This window comes from Staphylococcus sp. Mo2-1, from assembly GCF_046721385.1.
GTDB classification, from domain to species: Bacteria; Bacillota; Bacilli; order Staphylococcales; family Staphylococcaceae; genus Staphylococcus; species Staphylococcus equorum_A.
Window position 1 is genome coordinate 1407256 of record NZ_JBEUUK010000001.1, and the last position, 21993, is coordinate 1429248.

The 21993-nt window shown below is 31.7% G+C and carries 18 protein-coding genes and 6 pseudogenes; 6 read left to right on the top strand and 18 right to left on the bottom strand.

Features of this window, described 5'->3' with window-relative positions; translation table 11 throughout:
• Positions 1-11 precede the first annotated feature (11 nt).
• Together ABLV95_RS07185 and ABLV95_RS07190 are read right to left on the bottom strand one after the other, a co-directional pair.
• Complete coding sequence (locus tag ABLV95_RS07185; RefSeq protein ID WP_427706981.1) at positions 12-962, bottom strand: phosphoglycerate dehydrogenase; 951 nt, start codon at positions 960-962, stop codon at positions 12-14.
• Between the two features lie 6 nt (positions 963-968).
• Complete coding sequence (locus ABLV95_RS07190) at positions 969-1424, bottom strand: peroxiredoxin (protein ID WP_285324051.1); 456 nt, start codon at positions 1422-1424, stop codon at positions 969-971.
• Between the two features lie 82 nt (positions 1425-1506).
• Between ABLV95_RS07190 and ABLV95_RS07195 the strand changes: the two are divergent.
• Both ABLV95_RS07195 and ABLV95_RS07200 read left to right on the top strand, forming a co-directional pair.
• Positions 1507-2798 (top strand): annotated as a pseudogene (locus tag ABLV95_RS07195) (glutamate-1-semialdehyde 2,1-aminomutase).
• 75 nt (positions 2799-2873) lie between these two features.
• Entirely contained in the window at positions 2874-3968 is a 1095-nt protein-coding gene (locus ABLV95_RS07200; protein ID WP_002512520.1) for an FUSC family protein, read from the top strand.
• Between the two features lie 153 nt (positions 3969-4121).
• Here ABLV95_RS07200 and ABLV95_RS07205 read toward each other — a convergent pair.
• The 3 genes and pseudogenes from ABLV95_RS07205 to mutY all read right to left on the bottom strand — a co-directional run bounded on the left by ABLV95_RS07205 (position 4122) and on the right by mutY (position 7724).
• Positions 4122-5859: pseudogene (locus tag ABLV95_RS07205) on the bottom strand (ABC transporter ATP-binding protein).
• Between the two features lie 207 nt (positions 5860-6066).
• Positions 6067-6610: pseudogene (locus tag ABLV95_RS07210) on the bottom strand (DUF402 domain-containing protein).
• A 67-nt stretch (positions 6611-6677) separates the two neighbouring features.
• Positions 6678-7724, bottom strand: a complete 1047-nt coding sequence (mutY, locus tag ABLV95_RS07215; RefSeq protein WP_460872764.1) for an A/G-specific adenine glycosylase — start codon at positions 7722-7724, stop codon at positions 6678-6680.
• 127 nt (positions 7725-7851) lie between these two features.
• Between mutY and ABLV95_RS07220 the strand changes: the two genes are divergently transcribed.
• Entirely contained in the window at positions 7852-8829 is a 978-nt protein-coding gene (locus ABLV95_RS07220; RefSeq protein ID WP_460872765.1) for a metal-dependent hydrolase, read from the top strand.
• A gap of 303 nt (positions 8830-9132) precedes the next feature.
• Here the strand turns inward: ABLV95_RS07220 and ABLV95_RS07225 are convergent, their stop codons facing one another.
• From ABLV95_RS07225 to ABLV95_RS07270, 10 genes and pseudogenes are all read right to left on the bottom strand, one after another.
• Complete coding sequence (locus tag ABLV95_RS07225; protein WP_460876706.1) at positions 9133-9795, bottom strand: sugar ABC transporter permease; 663 nt, start codon at positions 9793-9795, stop codon at positions 9133-9135.
• Positions 9796-9804: 9 nt separating this feature from the next.
• Positions 9805-11337, bottom strand: a pseudogene (locus ABLV95_RS07230) (ATP-binding cassette domain-containing protein).
• A 15-nt stretch (positions 11338-11352) separates the two neighbouring features.
• Positions 11353-11667 carry a YfhH family protein gene (locus ABLV95_RS07235; protein WP_427706967.1) on the bottom strand — a complete coding sequence of 105 codons (315 nt, stop codon included), beginning with the start codon at positions 11665-11667 and terminating at the stop codon, positions 11353-11355.
• The gene (gene recX / locus ABLV95_RS07240) at positions 11645-12463 is read right to left on the bottom strand and encodes a recombination regulator RecX (RefSeq protein ID WP_460876708.1); all 819 of its coding nucleotides are present in this window, start codon (positions 12461-12463) and stop codon (positions 11645-11647) included. The genes ABLV95_RS07235 and recX overlap by 23 nt, the downstream gene beginning before the upstream one ends.
• Before the next feature lie 323 nt (positions 12464-12786).
• A complete protein-coding gene (gene sgtB, locus ABLV95_RS07245; RefSeq protein ID WP_460876710.1) occupies positions 12787-13599 on the bottom strand; it encodes a monofunctional peptidoglycan glycosyltransferase SgtB in 813 nt (270 codons plus the stop codon).
• A 363-nt stretch (positions 13600-13962) separates the two neighbouring features.
• Positions 13963-14481 (bottom strand): type 1 glutamine amidotransferase domain-containing protein, encoded by a 519-nt coding sequence (locus ABLV95_RS07250; RefSeq protein ID WP_285324040.1) that lies wholly within the window; start codon positions 14479-14481, stop codon positions 13963-13965.
• A gap of 100 nt (positions 14482-14581) precedes the next feature.
• On the bottom strand, positions 14582-14752 hold the full coding sequence (locus ABLV95_RS07255; protein WP_002507213.1) for an SE1561 family protein: 171 nt from the start codon (positions 14750-14752) through the stop codon (positions 14582-14584).
• 310 nt (positions 14753-15062) lie between these two features.
• The gene (locus tag ABLV95_RS07260; RefSeq protein WP_046466233.1) at positions 15063-15584 is read right to left on the bottom strand and encodes an acyl-CoA thioesterase; all 522 of its coding nucleotides are present in this window, start codon (positions 15582-15584) and stop codon (positions 15063-15065) included.
• Between the two features lie 101 nt (positions 15585-15685).
• A pseudogene (locus ABLV95_RS07265) lies at positions 15686-16925 on the bottom strand (aminopeptidase).
• A gap of 15 nt (positions 16926-16940) precedes the next feature.
• Positions 16941-17123: a DUF1128 family protein gene (locus ABLV95_RS07270; protein WP_460876746.1), complete on the bottom strand. Its 183-nt coding sequence runs from the start codon at positions 17121-17123 to the stop codon at positions 16941-16943.
• A 155-nt stretch (positions 17124-17278) separates the two neighbouring features.
• On the opposite strand from ABLV95_RS07270, the gene ABLV95_RS07275 reads away from it, so the two are divergent.
• From ABLV95_RS07275 to ABLV95_RS07285, 3 genes and pseudogenes are all read left to right on the top strand, one after another.
• Entirely contained in the window at positions 17279-17743 is a 465-nt protein-coding gene (locus ABLV95_RS07275) for a low molecular weight protein-tyrosine-phosphatase (RefSeq protein WP_046466236.1), read from the top strand.
• Positions 17744-17749: 6 nt separating this feature from the next.
• Positions 17750-18035: pseudogene (locus tag ABLV95_RS07280) on the top strand (YtxH domain-containing protein).
• Between the two features lie 231 nt (positions 18036-18266).
• Positions 18267-19439 (top strand): YihY/virulence factor BrkB family protein, encoded by a 1173-nt coding sequence (locus tag ABLV95_RS07285; protein ID WP_427706959.1) that lies wholly within the window; start codon positions 18267-18269, stop codon positions 19437-19439.
• Between the two features lie 190 nt (positions 19440-19629).
• Here ABLV95_RS07285 and ABLV95_RS07290 read toward each other — a convergent pair whose 3' ends face one another.
• The 3 genes from ABLV95_RS07290 to liaF are packed head-to-tail and all read right to left on the bottom strand — an operon-like array spanning position 19630 to position 21990.
• Positions 19630-20259 carry a response regulator gene (locus ABLV95_RS07290; protein WP_460876713.1) on the bottom strand — a complete coding sequence of 210 codons (630 nt, stop codon included), beginning with the start codon at positions 20257-20259 and terminating at the stop codon, positions 19630-19632.
• Entirely contained in the window at positions 20249-21292 is a 1044-nt protein-coding gene (locus ABLV95_RS07295) for a sensor histidine kinase (protein ID WP_460876715.1), read from the bottom strand. Before ABLV95_RS07295 ends, ABLV95_RS07290 begins: the two co-directional genes overlap by 11 nt.
• Positions 21289-21990, bottom strand: coding sequence for a cell wall-active antibiotics response protein LiaF (gene liaF, locus ABLV95_RS07300; protein ID WP_460872768.1), 702 nt, complete (start codon positions 21988-21990; stop codon positions 21289-21291). The genes ABLV95_RS07295 and liaF overlap by 4 nt, the downstream gene beginning before the upstream one ends.
• Between the last annotated feature and the right edge of the window lie 3 nt (positions 21991-21993).

The following is a 21993-nucleotide window of genomic DNA, read 5'->3' on the forward strand; positions in this document are numbered from 1 at the left end:
CTTAAAAGTCTTTAATAGCCTTGTTTAGGATCTACTTCATTCTCAATTAAATCTTCCTTATTGAGAAAATGATTGAGATTTTTAATAAATATATCCGTAACCTCGCTCATATTTTCTTTACCATTACCTGTGATATGAGCAGTAATAGTAATATTATCTAATGAATATAGTTCATTACTTGGATTTAAAGGCTCTTTTTCGAACACGTCTATATATGCGTGTCTAATTTGCTTTTCTTTTAAAGCTTCAATTAACACACTCTCATCAACAATTGTCCCTCTACCTACATTTATAAACAATGCTGTTTCATTCATTAACTCAAAATGCGCTTTTGTTATGAGATGTATAGTCTGCTCAGTTTCAGGCAGTGTGTTAACAATTATGTCCGCTTCGGTTAAAGCATTAGAAAGTTCATTTAATGCAAAGGTCTTACTAAACCCCTCTACTGAATGACCATTTGTATTGATACCAATAATTTTCATGTTCATTGCATTTGCAATATTAGCCGTATATTGAGCGATACTTCCTGTACCTAGAAATAGAATCGTTTCCCCACTCACTCTTGAGCCCGTAAGTTTTGAATCATAATATCTATTTTGTTGATTAATATAGGAAGTTCTCATTTTTTTATAGTCATCAAGTATATAAGCTATAATAAATTCTGACATTTGCTTTGCATGTATACCTTTACCATTTGTAAGTAATATATTTTGTTTATCAATATAATCTAAAGGTAAACTATTCACACCTGTTGAATACCATGCCATCCATTTAAGGTTCGGACAATTTTCTAAAAACGATTGATTAAGTTTACCATCATAACCGAATATTATATCTAAATCTTTTTTATCTTGTTCTTCTATTTCAGAAACACCCTTTGTAAATACAAAATCGACAGTAGGATATGCTTCTATTAATTTAGATTCTAAATCTCCCATTCTTTTTAAACTGACAGCTTTCATCTATGTTCACCCCAAGATTTCTTTTAGTTCATCCATTTGTGTTTTAACTTTAACTTTTTCGATTACATCTATTATAATACCATCTTCATCAATAACAAATGTAGTTCTTACAATCCCCATTGATTCTTTACCAAATGATTTCTTCAATTGATAGACGCCCACTTCTTCTGACAACTCATAATTCTCGTCCACTAATAAGTCAAAATTTAAATCTAGTTTTTGGCTGAAATTTTCGTGTTTCTTTTTAGTATCTCCACTAATACCATATACTTTGGCATTTAAATCATTAAAGATTGCTAAATTATCTCTAAAATCACATGCTTCAGTAGTACATGTAGGTGTATTATCTCTTGGATAAAAGTAAAGTACAGCTTTACTTCCTTTTATAGATTCATTAGAAATAAACTCCCCTTTTTGATTTTCTAGTTTAAATGATGGAAATTGATCGCCTTTTCTTAACATTTAACTCACCCTATTCCTTTTTATTCTTAATTTTATGATACGATAATAGACGAAATTATTAAATTAAAAGAGGTTGATATGTATGAAATTTACTGAAAGTGAAAAACTTCAAAAATTATCTAACGAGTATATTCTAGGGGGAGTCAATTCACCTTCTCGCTCATATAAGGCGGTTGGCGGTGGCGCACCAGTTATGATGCGCTCTGGTCAGGGCGCATATTTGTTTGATGTAGATGGAAACAAGTACATTGATTATTTACAGGCTTATGGCCCTATTATTACTGGTCATGCACATCCACATATTACTAAAGCAATTCAAGAACAGGTCGCACAAGGTGTATTGTATGGTACGCCTACAGAACTAGAAATTGAATTTGCTAAAAAATTACGTGAAGCTATGCCTTCATTAGAAAAGATTAGGTTTGTTAATTCGGGTACAGAATCAGTTATGACTACAATCCGTGTCGCCCGTGCTTATACTAAAAGAACTAAAATCATCAAATTTGCTGGTCAGTATCACGGTCACTCTGATTTAGTTTTAGTTGCTCGCTGGTAGTGGGCCTTCTCAACTAGGTTCACCTGATTCTGCTTGGTGTTCCTGAAAGTGTCGCTCAAGAAGTCATCACAGTTCCTTTCAATGATATTGGTGCTTATAAGGAAGCTATTGATTATTGGGGAGAAGATATTGTTGCCGTATTAGTAGAACCTATTGTGGGTAATTTTGGCATGGTTAAACCTAAACCTGGTTTCTTAGAACAAGTAAACGAACTTACCCATAATAATGGAAGCTTAGTTATATATGATGAAGTCATTACAGCATTCCGTTTCCATTACGGTGGCGCACAAGATCTTTATAATGTATATCCTGATTTAACAGCCTTCGGTAAAATTGTTGGTGGTGGTTTACCTATAGGGGGATATGGAGGAAAGCAAGATATTATGGAACAAGTAGCACCTTTAGGTCCTGCATACCAAGCTGGCACTATGGCGGGCAACCCACTATCCATGAAAGCCGGCATTGCACTTCTAGAAGTATTAGAGCAAGATGGCGTTTATGAAAAATTAGATGTATTAGGTAAACGTTTAGAGGATGGTTTACTTTCATTAATTAAAAAACATAACATTACTGCTACAGTAAATAGAGTATATGGTGCCCTAACATTATATTTTACAGATGAAACAGTAGAAAATTATGCTCAGGCTGAAAATACTGATGGAGACGCATTTGCTAAATTCTTTAAATTAATGCTAAACCAAGGTATTAATCTTGCGCCTTCTAAATTTGAAGCTTGGTTTTTAACTACTGAACATACAGACGAAGACATTGATGCAACATTAAAAGCGGTAGATTATGCATTTAGTCAAATGGTATAAACTTGAATTTTACACCCAATCGTTGTATAACAAGTATAAACATTATTTTATTAAATATATTAAGGAGCGGTACATTTGAAATTAGGAGCCCGTATTCTCAAAACAGGTATCGCAATTATACTTGCTTTGTTTATCGCTTCTCTATTACCTGATGAAGCTGGTTTAAAAGCCATTGCCGCAGTCAGTGCTGTCATTGCAATGCAACCAAGTGTTTTTCGTTCAATAAAAACAATTGGGGAACGAGCAATAGGTAACCTTGTTGGTGCTGTTTTAGCAGTAGTGATGGTTACGATATTTGGAAATAATATTGTAATCATGGGTGTTACAGTAATTTTATTAATTGCAATCCTGTTTCGTTTCAAATTGGAACATGTTGCTACGCTAGCAAGTATAACTGCTTTAATTATTATGGGACAACATACTGGTAACTTTTATGTTTCTGCCTTTTATAGATTTGTACTTGTTATGGTTGGTGTGCTTAGTTCTTCAGCAGTAAACCTTTTATTTCTACCACCTAAATTTGAATCTAAAATTTACTATAATTCATTAAATATCTGTTCTGATATTTTTGTATGGTTTAAATTAGTTTTAAATGACACCTCTGAGTATCATCATATTAAAGAAGATAGAGGGTTAATTGTTACCCGTATTGATAAACTCGAAGAAACTTTGGGTTATTATTCAGAAGAAAAACCATGGACTAAAAAGCAACTGTATGCACAAAATAGGAAAAAAATTCTTTTTAAAGAATTAGTCCGTAGTACTCGGCGAGCGTATGAAGTGTTGAGAAAAATGAATCGTTATCAAAATGATCTTCATAATTTAAATAACGAATTACTTTTGCAGATTAAATTAGAGATAGACACATTGATTGCATATCACGAACAAATCTTCATCAGTCTTTCAAAAAAGGCACGGTATGATGTAGATCAACTTGATAGTCAGATTTCAAACCCACAGAAAAAAGATTTGATGGATGCATTTCAAAAAGAAATCATTCAAAATCCTTATCAATCAATGTACTCATATACGAATATTATGCAAATTATTTCAGCAATCGAAGAATATCGTTATATTTTAGAACATTTAGATAGACTGCGTATTAGTTTCTTCACGTACCATCGAAATGATAATGAAATTGATATACTAGAAGAAGACTTCGATTTATAAATAAAATACCCTTTGAGCTTAATTTTCATCTGCTCAAAGGGTATTTTTAAATTTCTTATAATAGTTGTAATCAAAATAGTAGCATAATCGTTTAAGATAAAAGCGCACTCGGTATACGTTAAAATGCCCAATGCGCTTTTAAATATTTACTGACTATAAATTTTGAATACTATATAGGTGTTCATATGCACCTTTTTTAGCTAATAATGCTGAATGTGAACCACTTTCAACAATTTCACCATTTTCTACAACAACAATTTTATCAGCATGTGTGATAGTAGATAATCTATGTGCAACAATAAGTGTTGTACGATTTGCACTTAATACACTCAAGGCATCTTGAATAATAGATTCACTTTCTAAATCAAGCGCGCTCGTCGCCTCATCTAATATAATAATTGGTGGATTATTTAGGAAGATGCGGGCAATAGAAACACGTTGTTTTTGTCCACCAGAGAGTTTAACCCCTCTTTCGCCCACTTCTGTATCGTAACCTTTAGATAGTTCCATTATAAAATCATGCGCATTGGCCATTTTAGCGGCGTTAATAACTTCTTCATCTGAAGCATCTGGTTTACCTAATAATATATTTTCTTTAATCGTATCCGAGAATAATATATTATCTTGTTGAACTAAGCCAATTTGTCTTCTCAAGCTACCTGTTAAATATGACTTGATATTTGTACCATCAATTTTTATTTCGCCTTCGGTAACATCATAGAACCTAGGTATTAAATTGATTAAAGTAGATTTTCCTCCACCACTCATACCAACAAATGCCACAGTCTCACCTTGATTAATTTCTAAATTAATATCTTTAAGGATATTTGCTTCATTTTGATCATATTTAAAATTAACATTATTTAATTCGATGTGTCCTTGTTTTATTTCTATTGGCAATGCACCTTTTTTGTTTTTGATGTCGTAATCCTCATCTAAAAGTTGGAATACACGGTCCATTGACGCAAAACTTTGTGTCAATGTCGTAAATGAGGAAACTAATCTACGTAGAGGACCAAATAGTTGTTCAAGATAGCCCACGAAAGCAGCCTAAAGTACCTACTGTTATCGATCCATTGATTGCTAAGAATGCACCTGTACCAATAACGATTAAAGGTCCAATATCTGTAACCGTATTAATTGCTGAGAATGAATAAGCATTCCAACGTGTATGATTAAACGCTCTTTGTAAGAAATTTTGGTTATGTTTATCAAAGTTCCCTGCTTCATTATCTTCAATTGCAAAACTTTTTATAACTGACATCCCTTGTACACGTTCATGTAAGAACCCTTGTACTTCTGCCAATGCTTGTGATCTCTTTCTTGTTAAACTTCTCAAACGACCAAAGAAGAAATACACAGTTAAAATATATACAGGGAATATAATAATTGCGGCTAAAGTTAACTTAACATCTAAGAAAAACATAATAGTCAATGCAATAATAATAGTTATACAGTCGAGCCATATATTCATTAAACCAGTTAATATAAAGTCTTTAGTTTGCTCAACATCATTAATAACCCTTGAAATAACCTGCCCTGCTTGGTTATTCGCATAAAATCTTGAACTCAAAGCTTGCAAATGATGATAAAGCTTTTTACGTATGTCATATAAAATTTTGTTACTTGTCCACTGTGCTAGATATTGTCTTAAAAACTCAATTGGTGGTCTTACTATCACAAAGATAAACGCCGCTATACCCATTGCAACTAATAATTTTGTGATTTTTTCTTCTACTGTTATAGCACCATTATTGATAATATCATCAATGACATATTTAATTAATAATGGAATCAGCATAGGAATACCAAATTTTAGAATACCTACAAGTATAGTGGCAATGATTCGCCATTTATATGGTCGAACAAATTGTAAATATCTGCGAATCATAAAACGATTCCTCCCCACACTATATTTGCAAATGAAACAGCCTATGTTGATGGTCCAACTAGGCTGCTAATTTATGCATTATCTAAAGTTGTTTGACAATTTCATTTGCGAATACGAATATTTTATAGCAAACTTATTTTTTCTTGTTTGTATTGTTCACATTCATATCACTATAAATGATAATTAAATTAAAAACATTAAATCTGCTTAATAATTTCTAACTTTTTTGTATCGTTCTCGCCAAACTTTAATGAAGTCTGGAGCAAATGGACCTTTCTTCTGTTCAATCCATTGCTGTAAAATATCTACATTTCTTCTTAAAATAACGTCGATATCAGGTGAATAATTCATTTGTCTCATATGCTTGCTCGTATTCATCTTCGTCTAGTAAATGATATTTACCGTTTGGATATACTTTAATATCTAAATCATAATCGATATATTTTAAAGCTTCTTCATCACAAACAAATGGTGAAGATAAATTACAATAATAATAAACGCCATCTTCTCTAAACATACATATCACGTTAAACCAATATTCAGAATGAAAATATACAATTGCAGGCTCTCTCGTAATCCATGTACGACTATCACTTTCTGTGACGAGCGTATGATCATTCCCACCAATAACAACATCTTCCGTACCTTTTAATATAGTAGTTTCAGACCAAACACGATGAATATTACCATCATGTTTATAACTTTGAATCTTAATTGTCTGACCTTCTTTAGGTATGGATTCTTTTACCATGCTCCACACCACCTTTTCTTAATTTCACATATAGAATTATAACATAACTCAAGATACAACACCGAATCTAACAATGTTTAGTTATGAAATTATATATTTTTGTCATACTTACAGGAAAATTAAAGTCTTCTTTTTCTGTTAACTGCATCCACACCATATTCTCTGGTAAGGTGATGTCATCTTTATGCACATTTTCTTGAGTCATAAATACCTCAATATCCCACGTGATATGTGTAAATTGATGTTTTAATTTAAATGCGGGCGCTTGATCAAATGTCGCTTGTGTCCCCAATACTGAGTTAATATGCTTATCTTCCTCTGCTTCATACATTGGAAATTCCCACATATTATTTAATAACTTTTGTGTACGTTTTTCAATTAAATAAGCATCATCTTCATTTTTAAGTAGATAAACATGTTGTTTTATATGTTTCTTTTTAATTTTTGTTGTTTTTACAGGTAATGATTGAACTGTACCTTTTTCAAATGCTTCACAATGATCTTGAACCGGACAGAATAAACACAACGGGGATTTCGGTGTACAAATCAATGCACCTAGTTCCATCATTGCTTGGTTAAATGTACCCGCATCTTGCTCAACGTATGGTTGTAATTCATTCTCAAATGCTTTACGTGTTGATTGCAATTTCGTATCTCTCTCATCATTGTTTAGTCGAGACCATACTCTAAAGACGTTCCCGTCCACAGTTGCTAAGGGTTTGTCGAAAGCAATACTCATAACTGTCGCTTGTGTATAAGGACCTACGCCTTTTAGTTTTCCAAATGTTTCCGGTTCGTCTGGCACGACACCGTGGTGACTGTCATGTACTTCTTTTATTGCAGTGTGAAAATTACGTGCCCTACTATAATAGCCTAAGCCTTCCCAATATTTGAGCACTTCATCTTCATGTGCTTGACTTAACTCAGAAATAGTTGGAAAGCGATGGATGAATCTATGATAATAATCTATAACGGTTTTAACTTGAGTTTGTTGTAACATCACTTCACTCAACCATATATAATATGGATTAGAGGTTTCTCTCCAAGGCATTTCACGTTGATGTTCGTCAAACCATGTAACGAGATTATTCTTGAATTTTGACTCATTAAACATTTTACACATCTCTTTCTATTAGTAATTCTTAAAAATTTCAAAATAAATTTTAGTATGTTATTTTTATTATTTATGATATTAGATTATAATGAATATATATTATTGACATGAAACGAGTTGAATACTTATGGATACAGGCACACACATTGTCATGGGTATCGGATTAACAGCATTAGCTACTCAAGACCCGGCAATGGCAGGATCATTTGTAGCCACAGCTACCACATTAGTAGTTGGCTCTTTAATACCTGATGGCGACACTGTTTTTAAATTAAAAGATAACGCTACCTATATATCAAATCATAGAGGTATCACACATTCAATACCCTTTACGATATTATGGCCTTTATTAATTACTTTATTAATTTTTACATTTTTCAAAAACGTTGATATAACACATGTTTGGCTATGGGCTCAGCTTGCAGTATTTCTACATGTGTTTGTAGATATTTTCAATTCTTATGGTACACAAGCGCTAAGGCCTATTACTAACAAATGGATACAACTCAGTGTAATTAATACGTTTGATCCAATTATATTTGTCTTGTGGTGTATTGGAATACTGCTTTGGTTAGTTGGGATTCATCCATATCTTGTGTTTTTCCCAATTATCGCTATTCTTGTAATATATTATATCATTCGCTTTAGAATGCAAGCTGTGATTAAAGAACAAGCTCTAAAACAAATTCAACAAGAACATAATCCAGTAAAAGTATTTGTTGCTCCAACAATTCGCTTCATGCAATGGCGTGTTGCAATACAAACTGAAGAACATGATTATGTGGGACGTAGTTTTGGTAGAAACATTGTATTTAGTGACAAATCAAAACGTCATCCATTTCCAAGTGATGATTTAATGCAATATGTCGAGGGTGATAAAAATATTAAAACATTCCTTAACTTCTCAACAATTTATCGTTGGGAAGCTAGAAAGTTAGATGATGAAACAACCGAAATCAGATTAATTGATTTACGTTATTTAAAAAATGGACATTATTCTTTTGTAGCTATTGCCCATTTAGACGATGAAATGAATATCGACCATTCATATATCGGTCGGGTCTTTAGCGAAGATAAATTACAGAAAAAATTATTTGCAAAATAACGCGTTTTTAAAATTTAATACCTCTAAATACAATAAGAACTGGAAAGGTTCGTTATCAATCAACGAACCTTTCCAGTTCTTTTATTACGTTTAGTTTAATTAATAGTGAATAATCTTTATTTATTTTCGCTTAAATCATCTGCTTCATTCGTATTTTCATCTTTATCTGTATCTGAATGAGCAACGATTGTTTCATCCGGCACTGCGTATAAATATTTTCTGTGTGCCATTATTCGATATTTAGCAAAAATAACTACACAAAGTATTGCTAAAAACAATATATAATACAAATGATATGGTATATTATTTAAACTTAAAGCACCCAAGCACGACAGATTGTGAAATACCTTCAATAAGGTAATATAGTGGATTTAACATTAATATATGCGATACCAGTGACGTATTACTTGTTGGTATAAAGAGTATTGGAACAATAAAAAACATTACTAATGAAATCACGTAAAACATGCCGTTAATTTTGCGACGAACAATAGCTGAAAGACCTAATATTGTCGATATGAGTATCATGAATAGCATCGACATTACTACATAATAAAACGTAGAAGTTATAGAACTTTCAATATTAACAGGTGTAGCATATATCATAATAACTAAAGTTATAAACATTGTTATACTCGTAATGATTGCTATAACAACATTTTGAAATATTGGGTTCAAGTTAAATAACTTACTAGTAAAGTAATCAATTTTATAAGTGTTATAGCTTCGATAAACAGCAATCCAAATATAAGCAAAAGTTGTTAATCCTGCTAATCTAAAATAGGCACGAGCTTGAATTAGTTCTTCGGTGCCATTTATTTTAAATATTAGCATTAATAAGAATAGCAATGCCAAGCTTGATAAAAAGGGTATAACAAGCCACACCCATTGTGATTTTAATCGATGATATGCTTGTTTGCTAAGATATGGCATGTTTTTAAAAAAACTAATTATACTATCAATCATTCTTTACACCTACAATTCAATATATATCCATTTATTATTTTTTAAATCTGCCATGAAATAGCCCTCTCCAGATTTAGTAATCCAGAAATTATTTTCAATATTAAACTTATCTTTTAATTCTTCCTTCTTCTTAATAGGGAATGTAAAGCCCTTGAGTTTATTTTCGTCATTAAAAATCATAGAGATAGGTTGTTGTACTATAGGTACTACAAAACGATTGTCCTTATTATTTTCTGGTACAAGTCCCTCTGTTACTGTACTATGTTTTTTATGCAAATGACTGTTGAAAAATTCATAAAAATTAATATAGTTATTATGCATGTATGGTGCTAATGATTTAGAACTATGTGCTTCATATAAACCTGCAGGTTCAAAGAAACGCAATTTATTTTTAGCAACCTTATAATGCCTATTGTCTACGTCAATTCTATAATGCTTATTATTTTTAGCGGTAATAGTTACAAAGCCATACTGATTTATTTTTTGTTTATTTCCATTGTCCATATCTTCCACAGTAATAGATTCATCTAATACGATACCGTATCCTAACATTTCTTCATAAGGATCTTTATGTTGGTTTTGTATTGAGGCTTGATCAATATTTTGTCCAATCTGTAACTTCCCGACATTATTAAACATTAAAATTGTCATAAATAATAAGCCCACTACAAATACTGAAAGCCATGTCCAAAATCTAACGAATGCAACAGGTGGTTTCACATGATTATATCTTTCTATACGTTTGAAATTATAAGTTAATTCCGGCGTTCTTGTTCTACTTTTTTCCAATCAACATCAAAATTCGCCTTCTCTTGCTCATCTTCCAACGACAATCTATCTTTCTCATGGTCTTTAAATACTGGTAAGACTTGATTTAAAGAGCCTTCCATTCTAAGTTGGCCGTGAGAGACCCAGGCAATGTAATTACTCGTCTGAGCTATACGTTGAACATCATCATCGATTATCACAATTGTTAAATTTTGGTTTATGTATTCTTCTGTAAGTCCAATTGCTTTTTCGATAAAAGATTCATCTAAGTATTGTAAAATATGATTAAAAATTATAATGCTTGCTTTTGAAGTTCTTGCTAATGCGAATAATAATTGTGCATATTGTGAATCAGTTAATCGGCTAACTTTAACATCCGCTTTATCTTCAAGGTGCGCATATTTTATAATTTGCTCTACTTTATGATCCGAAGTCTTATATTGAAACAACATGATTGCATTAGCCACAAAATCATTTACAGAAGTATGCTTGCAATAATTTATCTTCAATATCAGCAAAAAACAAGTCTCTTTTCTTAACGACTTTTCCTTTGTCGGGTTTTATTTCACCACTTAATAAACGCCCTATTAATGATTTAGAAGAACCCGCTTCACCTATTATTCCTAAAGCTTCACCTTGATAGATATGGAGGTTAAAATTATTCAATTCTATATCTTCTTCATCATAACCAAATGGTAAATACCATTTAGATGATTTTTTATTTCTATAATAATGAGTTACATTTAGTAACTTTAATATAATTGAACTACCCATCCTATCTTCATCCTTCTACAATTTTAATAATGCGAGCGGTAAACCCTCTTCAGGTTCTGAACTTTTAATTCTAAAGCCCCACGCAAAAACGCCTTTTAACCGTTCAACTTTGAAATAGCTTTCTGTGCCATCATTTAATTTATATATTTTACCCAATTCTACTTTATTTCTATCTATAAGATAGCTTTCTGCAATAATTACTTTACTTGCATATACGTCATATTCATTAAAAATGCCATTCATTTCTGCTTTACGCATTTTCTCTTTATAACCTTGTATCTCATGACGTAATTCAATTTCACTCATTTCACTCAATTTCTTCTGTTCCATCTACTATTCCACTCTCTTCTAATTTAGCTTTAATTTTATCATATTTATAACCTTTTCTCATAAGTGCTTCTATTGTTTTGTTAATTAATTTTCTACCTGAAAATTTTCTTGAATATTTATTATATGCTTTTTCTAATTCGTTTTGTAATAACTCATCTAATTCTTCTTCAGGTTGAGAAAAATCCATTTCGTCCATTACTTCTTTAATTTTCTCAAAAGAGTAGCCTTTTTGCATTAATGATTGTGTCAATTTCTCTTTTCTTTTTACTAATGGCCCCTTTTTCTGTTTCAAAATTTTATTTGCAACTTTTAATATATCCTCCATAGATTGCTCCTGTTCATAAATCTGGCTATATTCATCAATAATTAATTGTTCAATGCCGACTTCTCGTAATTTTTGTTTATATATTCCAGGACCTTTATCTGTCGTTAAAATCATGGTGTTTTTTAAACTATTCGCATAATCATTATGATCTATAAGCTTTTGCTCATGACAGTAATCTATGACTTTAGCAATGACTGACTCAGAAATTTCTTTTTTTGTAAGATGTTTAATTACTTCATGGTCAGTTCTTTTTCTATATGAAATATATTGAATAGCCGCGTTAACTGCTTGCCTGTATTGTTCATAGCTTTGAATTTCTTCCATATCTTTAGCTTCAACAATTTGATCTTTTTTTAAATTAAAATAGACAAAGGTATCAATATCGATACCCATTTCAAATTCATCATCTAAATATAGATTAAAACGTTCTTTATTCTTTTTTTGCACTTCTATCTTTGTTATTTTAGGCATATTATTCACTCCACTTATAAGAATAACTTATATTGATTATGAATGGAATTATAGTGTATAGCATATTTAAAATTGCTATTAATCCATGTATGTATATTTAAATTATAACATCAAAAAAGGAGCGAGATAGAAATCAAAATTTGATTTCGTATTCCGCTCCCACAAGGCTCCCTAGCAAAGGAATACAAGAGCTGAAACTCTTGCATAAGAACTACTCATCTTCTTAAATGAAGAAGTAGTTCTTTAAAAGCTTGAAACATGTGTTTTTAAACACCTTACAGCTCGTGTGCAATGTTTTATTTATGTTCTATTCTCTTAGCTTATTACACACCGAGTTCTTGGATTGCATTTTCATACTGTTCATTAGAAATAAAATCCTGTTGTTTCATTTTCTCTAAATCTATTTTTACACGATTGATATAATTATCCGACATGTTATTCACATCGTATACGCTTGGTGCATTAATCTTACTTGCTAAAATTGCACTTTGTAATACAGATATTTGAGGTAAATTAGGATTGTTTTTATCTGTTGTTACGCCAAAAAAGTGATTTGCTGCTGACTCGACAGTATATTGGTCACTTCCAAAATAAATATTGTTCACATAAAAACTTAAAATTTCATTTTTGTCATAAGTTTTTTCTGCGCGATGTGCTACAAATAATTCTTTAATTTTTCTTGTTAGTGATTGTTCATTATCATAATAATAGTTTTTCACTACTTGTTGCGTAATCGTACTCCCACCCCGCACGCTATTATCACTTATTGTTGAAAATAGTGCACGCGATGTACCTTTGAAATCAAATCCATTATGTTTATAATATCTTTCGTCCTCCATTGCTATAAATGCACCCTTAGTATAGTCGGGCATATTTGAAACAGAGACGAAGGATTCTTTATCTTCAATACTTCTCAAGTCATCCACATCTGCTCTTAAAGAAAATGTGTACATTGTAGCTACAAACGCGACGATTAAAATGATGATAGGTATTAATATCTTTATCAACAAACCTTTTCCTTTTTTCTTTTTTGGTGGTTTGTTTACCGGTTGGAAATAGGTATTATGCTGCGGTATATTTGAGTTTTTTTGACTAGTTTGTTTTTTAGTTTGCTTATAACGATCGCTTCTTTTCATGCGCTAGCTCCTTTATGTTGCTCTCATATCATTATAAGTGAGTTTATCAATAGTTTAAATGTTTATCTACACCAAATTGAAAATATCAGTCCAAGGGTGTATGTCACGCTACGCATAGAGTTTCATTGTAAGCATATTTCATATATGTTTAAGTTATTAAACATTATACGACCATAAGATATATACTAACGCGAAAATTATCATTATAAAATACAAAAAACTGGAAAAACCCATAGCATCAGACTATATCTCACAGGTTGAACCTTTAATTCAACTTATAAGATATAATCATTACCATACGTTTTTCCAGTCATATATTAAGGACACTTATGTCCAAAGCGTGCGTTCATTAATGATTTTCAATTAGTCATTTAACTGATTTGCAATTTCTCTATTAAAATCATCTAAGTCATCAGGTGTACGACTCGTAACTATATTTTTATCTACAACTACCGATTCGTCTACAACTTGTGCGCCCGCGTTAGATAAATCTTTGCGGACATTTAACACTGCAGTTAAAGTACGTCCATTTAAATCATCAGTATCTATTAAAATTTGAGGTCCGTGGCAAATTGCAAATGTTGGAACATCATTTTTTGTGAAATACTTAGCAAATGTACCATATCTGCCTTCTGAGTCACCACGTAGATGATCTGGAGAAAATCCGCCTGGAATTAATAATCCATCGTAATCCTCTGGCTTAGCATCTGCAATACTAACTTCTACTGTAGCTTTTGCACCATGTTTACCAACAACTTCACTATTCGCTGTATCGCCAATAATTACTGTTTCATGCCCTGCTTCTTCTATTGCTTCTTGTGGGCTTGTTAATTCAACATCTTCAAATTCATTTGTTACTATGATTGCTACTTTTTTAGCCATGTATAATCACCTTTCCTATTTGCGTTCTACATTATATATAGACGAAATCAAGAAAAGTTAAACATACAATAGCTCAATCTAATTTATGGACAATCTGTGTTTATTCAGATGTGTTTGATACAGTTTTGACTTTTTCTTCTAATTGATCTAATAAACCAATCCACTCATCAATATCTTCCACTTTTACTTCGTTTGGATTAACTTGGTCTATATCGTCAATAAACTTTTCTAATCTTTCTTTTATTTGATCAATTGTTTGATTTTCATTCATTTTCAATGAGACTCCCTTTTTATAAGATATTATTATCCTAACATGGAATTAACAACTTTTGGTAGTATCAGAATAATATTATAATAAAATGTTAAGTGTCGTGTCTCAGAGTGTTAATAAAGTTTATAACTTTGTCAGCAGATTTTTTGTACACCTTTTCCGCGGTCACAACCTTGTCTTGTGGTATTTCGCTAATGCTTTATTAACTAGTTAGAAGTCAAAACAAATCACTGACATTTTAAAAATCATCTATATAAAAAACGAAAGGTACATATCGATTGTAATTAATCCGATATGTACCTTCCATTTTTTATCCTAATTGTTGCACGTTTGATAAGAACTCAATCGTACTTTTACTTTCTTCTCTACGCTCTTTTCTTCTTTTAACTCGAGCAGGTGCTGTATCATAGAACCATTTTTCTGTCTGTGATTCTGGGTAAACTTGAGGTACTTCTATTGGCTTACCATCTTCACCGAGTGCTACAAATGTTAAAAAACTTAGCGCCGCTAAATGTCTTTCATTTTTAAGTACATCTTCTATAATAATTTGAACGCAGACTTCCATTGAAGATTTTCCAGCATATGAGACCATAGCTTCATAAGAAACGACAGCTCCTGTTTTAATTGGTTTTAAAAAGTCTACCGAATCAGTTGAAGCTGTTACTACTTGTGAATTACTATGTTTCGTTGCTGTTATAGCAGAAATTTCATCAATGTTCGCCATCAACATACCGCCAAACATTGTCTGCAGATGATTCGTTTCTTGTGGAAAAACTTGTCTCTCTTTAATACTTCGTGCTTCAGACATCGATTTACGTTTAGGTCTGTCCATAATTTAATCATTTCCTTTTCTTTTATAAGACAAAAAGTGAGTGCTCTGAAAAATAGAATACTACTTCAGAACACTTTCACAGATTTCTCCATAATATCTCTCTATTTTGACCAGTTACCATTTTCGAAGACGGGTTCTTTTTCATCCTCTTGTGTAATGCCATAAATTGTTAAATCTTTACTACCAATCATAAAGTCAACATGAATAAGTGAATCATTTAACCCTTGAGCTAACTTTTCATCTGTAGTCATTTCTGTACCACCCTCTACATTAAAACCGTAAGCTGAGCCCAATGCAATGTGACAAGATGCATTTTCATCGAACAATGTATTATAAAAGATAGTATTGCGATTAGAAATAGGTGAATCATCAGGTACTAATGCTACTTCACCTAATCGCTTAGCACCTTCGTCTGTATTTAATAAATCACGTAAGACCTCTTCACCTTTTTCAGCTTTATAATCAATGACTTCTCCATCTTTAAAAGTTAATGTAAAACCATCTATAATATTACCGTTATGGCTTAATGGTAATTTATTCGTTACATAGCCATTTACTTTCAACCTATGAGGTGCAGTGAACACTTCTTCAGTTGGAATATTAGCTACAAAGGCTTGGCCTCCACTTGCATAACTTGTTGCATCTTCCCATATATGACCTTCTGGCAAACCAATTTCTAAATCTGTACCTTCAGAAATATAGTGAAGTGCTTTATAATTTTTACTTTGTAACTTATCTGCATGTTTACTTAGATTAGCAACATGAGCCTTCCAATTAGCGACTGGATCATTACCATCTACGCGAACGATATCTAATACTTCATCAATGAATGTGTTGTAGGCATCTTCTTCAGATAGTTCTGGATAGACACGGCTTGCCCAAGCTTTTGAAGGATAGGCTGCCACACACCAAGGAAATTGGTTTTTCTGACTTGCTTCCATATATCCTTTATATGCAGTAGCATACTGTCTTTGGAAAGCAGCTAATTTATCACGGTCAATGCCATTTAATAAATCAGGATCTTGTGTTATAAGTGCTAAATTTGCGAGCACCTCTATTTACATAATCCATACGCTTAGCAACTTCATAATCTTTCACTTCATTACTTTCAAAATGTTCCACGGTTTCATATTCGAATTTTAAGCGAGAAAGTCGATCGTCGCTATAGTCAACTTTAACATCAGAAGCGCCTCGTTTATATGCGGCTTCTACTATGTAATGTGTTAATTCAATAGCATCAACACTTGAGCGAATAAATACTGGCTGACCTTCTTGAACATTCATTCCTACACCAACTAAAAGTTCGGCGTATTGTTTTAATTTTTCTTGTAATTGAGTCATCTTTATACACTCCTTTTATTTGCGTATTTGCCCAAGTGCGTCTGCAATTGCGACTGCTTCACTTGGTGTAAATGACGCTTTTGATGTTACATATTCGTGAATTTCGCTTATTTCTTGCTTATCTGCTTCTTCATATTTATCTGGATCAATCAAGCTTTGATTTACAAGATTTAAACGTTCTCTTATTTCTAATATCATTTGTTCGTTAGTATTTGTCACTTCGTTCACCCCTTTTACCAACTTATTTTATCAAATTTACGTTTCTTGTAAAACTTTTATCATAATAATGCTTTAGAAATGATTAAAAAAGCTTTAAAATGGGAAATAGCATTATATAATTTGGAGGTAGTCACATGATTTCAGTAGCATTCGTTTGTTTAGGCAATATTTGTCGCTCGCCAATGGCAGAAGCTATAATGCGACAAAGATTACTAGATCGAAAGATAACAGGTTTAAACGTAACCTCTAGAGGCACAGGTGAATGGAACTTAGGTCAGCCACCTCATGAGGGTACGCAAGATATTCTCACTAAAAATGATATACCGTTTGATAACATGATCAGTGAACTATTTAAAGCTGATGATGACTTTGATTATATCATTGCAATGGATCAAAGTAATGTAGAGAATATTAAACAGATCAATTCTAGCATTAAAGGACAATTGTATAAGCTATTAGACTTTAGTGATATGAATGAGACTGACGTACCTGATCCTTATTATACAAATAATTTCGAAGGTGTTTATAAAATGGTACAATCATCTTGTGATAACTTAATTGATTTTATAGTTAAAGATGCAAATCTAAGAGAGGGGTAAAACATCATGCAAAATAAATTAATTCCAGGAATTCTATTAGGTGCCGTAATTGGAGGCGCAAGCAACATTGGCAGACAAATCAACTCGCCAATCATTAAAACAATCAACTAAAGATAGAAAAGAAGGCAATCGTTCTCAAAAACCTTCAGCTATCAACAACGTAAAAGACGAAGTATTATATTGGAAAGATGTGGTAGAAGAAATTCGCCGTAATAATCCAGAATTAGAACGTTCTTTAAAAGACGCGAAAAATACATTCGTTGAACGTAAAAATAAACGTTTAAACAATTAATTGATTTATAGTATTGTATTTTTGATACCGCATGTTTAAATAATTAAATTAAGGCAATACCTAATATTACATGTTTAGGTATTGTCTTTTGTATATAACTTGTAATGTGCGATATTTTAAAAACTTAAAAACAATTTTTAAAAAAAGAATATCAACAGTTATTTACCTTCTTTAACTTTTAAAGTATATTAAACAATATACTGAAAACATCAATACATAAGGAGATTTGATATGTCTAAAAAAGAGAAAACAACTTCAAAGTTTCTAAACTCAGCTAAAAAGAATGAAGAGAAGAAGTCTAAGAAAACAAAAGATGAACAAATCGGGCGTGATCGTACTTATATCACACCTAATGAATTCAAATCAAAATCACCTAAGAAAGACAATCAAGAATTCTTTGTATCACGTATTAATAAACCAGCAAAATATACGAAAAACCCTAATTTTTTCTCTTATCTCATTTATAGAATAGGTAAAGATGATGCATCCGGTTTATCTGCACAATTATCTTATTACTTCATGTTGTCACTATTCCCTATGCTCCTATTCTTACTATCAATAGTACCTGTCGTAGGTGTTGAACAGTCAACGATAAGAGATATGATTAAAGAGCACGTCCCTTCAGATTATGCGGGACAAGTATCATCAATCATTGGTGATATTATGGGGAACGCTAGTGGTAGTATATTATCTGTAGGTTTGATTTTAGCACTGTGGTCTGCATCAAACGGTATGACTGCAATTATGAACTCTTTCAATGTCGCATATGACGTTGAAGATAGCAGAAACTTTGTTGTTTCTAAATTATTCAGTGTGTTATTTACACTTGCTATGATTATCGTCTTACCTATCGCACTGATATTACCTACCTTTGGAGAACAAATCGGTTCGCTTTTATTTGGCCCACTTGGTTTAGGTGATCAAATCAAATGGATTTTTAATTTAGTACGTGTTGTATTACCATTAATCATTATTTTCATAGCGTTTATGGTTTTATATACGTTAGCGCCGAATGTTAAAATTAAAATGAAATCAGTAATACCAGGTGCAATATTCGCTACGATTGTATTTTTAGGTGGCTCATTCTTATTTGGTATATACATTTCAAACTTTGCTAACTATTCTAAAACATATGGTAGTATCGCCGGTATCATTATTTTAATGCTATGGTTATACATTACAGGCTTTATTATTATTATCGGGGCTGAAATCAATGCGATTATTCATCAACGCAAAGTAGTCGCTGGTAAAACACCAGAAGAACATACAATGGCTGAGATTGAAGAAAATGAATCAACTCATGTTGGAAGCGAAGCAGATACTAATGCTGAAAATGAATCAACTCATGCTACTGATTCTGATTCCAATCATAATATTTCAGACTCAGACAACAAAAAAATATAATTTAATATAAACTTAGCTAAATAGCTGATAGGTATCTAAATCATGATATCTATCAGCTATTTTCACTTCCTAATTTAAAGCTATCCTATTGAATGGCTTTATAACACGTAAAAAGGCTAAAACCGAAACGTAAATGTCTATCATCTACGTTTCGGTTTTAGCCTTTTGGAAATACTTAAAATAGAATATATTACTGTATTAAATTATGCTGGAAAGCATAAATAACTGCTTGTGTTCTATCTTGTACTTCTAATTTACTTAATATATTACTTACATGTGTTTTTACTGTTTTAATCGTTATGTGTGATGCACTCGCAATTTCTTGGTTTGAGTAACCTTTTGCGATAAGTAATAGAATTTCCATTTCTCGTTCCGTTAACATTTCATATAATTCGGCACGTTGTTTCATTCTATTTCTCATCTTCACAAGCACTTCAGCTTCAAATACAGATTCATTTTTATACGTTTTACGAATCGCCTCGGCTATATCGCTAGCACTAGTTGTTTTCAAAATATAGCTGTCTACACCAGAATCTAAAGCACGATATACTTCATTATCTTCAATGTAACTTGTTAACATCACAACTTTAATATGAGGTAAGTCTTTTTTTATTTGCTCAGTAGCATCGACACCATCCATATCATCCATAAGCGGGTCCATTAAGATTAAATCAGGATTTAATTGATGAGCCTTTTCAATCGCATCTTTTCCTGACTGACCTTCCCCTACAATATCAATATCTGGCTGTGTAGATAAGTAACTAGAAATTCCAATTCGAACCATTTCATGATCATCAACAAATAAAACTTTAATCGTCATGTGAATCCTCCTTATTTAATGGTGCCTTTACTTCAATTCTTGTACCTGAATCTGGCAAAGAAACAATATGGAACGTCGCACCAATTTCAAGCGCACGTTCTCGCATGTTTTTTAAACCATAACTTTGTTCTACCTTATCATCAACATTGAATCCTTTACCATTGTCTTGAATGCGTAATAATAAGTAATCTGCCATATTAAACAATTCTATTGTTACTTTGGTACCTTTTGAATGTCTCAAAGTATTAGATAAAGCTTCTTGAGTAATTCTGAACAAATGATCTTCAATACCTTTAGGTACTTCAAATTCTTCAATATCATGTACAACTTTCATAGGTACTTTTTTCTTTAAATCAACGACTAAATCCTTAATACCTTCACCTAACGATTTGTCTTTTAATCCAATAGGTCTTAAATGTAATAGTAAGGCTCTCATTTCTAACTGAGAATCTTGTACCATTTTTTCTAATAACGGTATTTGTTGATCTAAAGGTGCTTCCAATTGTGTTTCTTTAATAGCTGAAAGCATCATACTCGTCGCAAATAATTGCTGACTTACTGAATCGTGTAACTCACGTGCAAGTCTTTGTCGTTCATCTTCTATAATCTTTTTAACTTTCACATCATTTATATTATATGATTCATTTGTTAGATTTTGCGTTTTCATACGTAATTTGTGTACTTCTTGATTTAATGGAACTAGCGTTTGATATAATTCAATTGTTTCATTATACAATTCAATATTTTGGTCATTAATACCTACTGTTTGACCTTCAATAGAACGTTCTATTTGGTCCTGTAACCAATGATTTTGCTGATTTATTTTATATGCTAATACCGACCCTACAATAATACAGAGAAAAATAACTAATAAATTTAAAAATAATAAAACTGGTATTCCAAAAATTTGTGTATAAAACATACCTTGAAAATACACTATGTTTACAAATACTTTATCGATAAAAAATAGAGCAAAAAATGTACTATAAACTAATATCAACATGGAACCTATTGCTCTTATGTAGTGATTCATTTATAAATCACCTCAATATCGCCAATTAGCGTCGAAACATAAATGTTTACAGCATAGTTTTCTTCTTTCGTCTCTTCCACGATTTTAATGTTATTATTTTCAACTTTATAAGAAGTTTCATTAACATAAGCATTCCCATACAAGGCAGTAAAGTTTAAAATAATATTATAATTTAAAGGTACGATAATTTGAACTTTTCCTATAATATGTCGTATCACTACAGTATTGTTTTCTTTAATATTAGCGACTTTAGACATATCGATATGAATATCACCTATGCCATGTTGCACTTGTAAGTCTTCCCATTTGTATACATATACTGGTGTACGTTGCTCACCAAACCATTTTTGTTTAATGAAGTTTGGAGATTCAATTGCTTCATCAGTAGCGACTACTTTTAATGGTTTAAATCTATAAATAATATATCTTATGATTAGCATTATTAAAAAGATAAATAAAATGATAATTGTATATTTGTTAGATAATAAAGTGAATGCAATCAGCAAAGCACCAATCCAAAATGATAAGAGTCCCCGTATTTTATGGAAATACAAATAACCTACATAGGCTAGGATACAGCCAAGTAATAACACGAGTAAGAAACCAATTTTTTCAAAGAATATATAATAGAAATTGGCAATAATCAATAATGTTGTAAAAACAATTAACATCTCAGTCGATATATATTTATGAGTCATGTT

Bases quoted from the DNA above. Each gene is read 5' to 3' on its own strand.
- ABLV95_RS07185 (WP_427706981.1), bottom strand. From the start codon at position 962: ATGAAAGCTGTCAGTTTAAAAAGAATGGGAGATTTAGAATCTAAATTA.
- ABLV95_RS07190 (WP_285324051.1), bottom strand. From the start codon at position 1,424: ATGTTAAGAAAAGGCGATCAATTTCCATCATTTAAACTAGAAAATCAA.
- mutY (WP_460872764.1), bottom strand. From the start codon at position 7,724: ATGTTTAATGAGTCAAAATTCAAGAATAATCTCGTTACATGGTTTGAC.
- ABLV95_RS07220 (WP_460872765.1), top strand. From the start codon at position 7,852: ATGGATACAGGCACACACATTGTCATGGGTATCGGATTAACAGCATTA.
- ABLV95_RS07225 (WP_460876706.1), bottom strand. From the start codon at position 9,795: ATGATTGATAGTATAATTAGTTTTTTTAAAAACATGCCATATCTTAGC.
- ABLV95_RS07235 (WP_427706967.1), bottom strand. From the start codon at position 11,667: ATGGAACAGAAGAAATTGAGTGAAATGAGTGAAATTGAATTACGTCAT.
- recX (WP_460876708.1), bottom strand. From the start codon at position 12,463: ATGCCTAAAATAACAAAGATAGAAGTGCAAAAAAAGAATAAAGAACGT.
- sgtB (WP_460876710.1), bottom strand. From the start codon at position 13,599: ATGAAAAGAAGCGATCGTTATAAGCAAACTAAAAAACAAACTAGTCAA.
- ABLV95_RS07250 (WP_285324040.1), bottom strand. From the start codon at position 14,481: ATGGCTAAAAAAGTAGCAATCATAGTAACAAATGAATTTGAAGATGTT.
- ABLV95_RS07255 (WP_002507213.1), bottom strand. From the start codon at position 14,752: ATGAATGAAAATCAAACAATTGATCAAATAAAAGAAAGATTAGAAAAG.
- ABLV95_RS07260 (WP_046466233.1), bottom strand. From the start codon at position 15,584: ATGGACAGACCTAAACGTAAATCGATGTCTGAAGCACGAAGTATTAAA.
- ABLV95_RS07270 (WP_460876746.1), bottom strand. From the start codon at position 17,123: ATGATATTAGAAATAAGAGAACGTTTAAATCTTGTAAATCAAAGCTTG.
- ABLV95_RS07275 (WP_046466236.1), top strand. From the start codon at position 17,279: ATGATTTCAGTAGCATTCGTTTGTTTAGGCAATATTTGTCGCTCGCCA.
- ABLV95_RS07285 (WP_427706959.1), top strand. From the start codon at position 18,267: ATGTCTAAAAAAGAGAAAACAACTTCAAAGTTTCTAAACTCAGCTAAA.
- ABLV95_RS07290 (WP_460876713.1), bottom strand. From the start codon at position 20,259: ATGACGATTAAAGTTTTATTTGTTGATGATCATGAAATGGTTCGAATT.
- ABLV95_RS07295 (WP_460876715.1), bottom strand. From the start codon at position 21,292: ATGAATCACTACATAAGAGCAATAGGTTCCATGTTGATATTAGTTTAT.
- liaF (WP_460872768.1), bottom strand. From the start codon at position 21,990: ATGACTCATAAATATATATCGACTGAGATGTTAATTGTTTTTACAACA.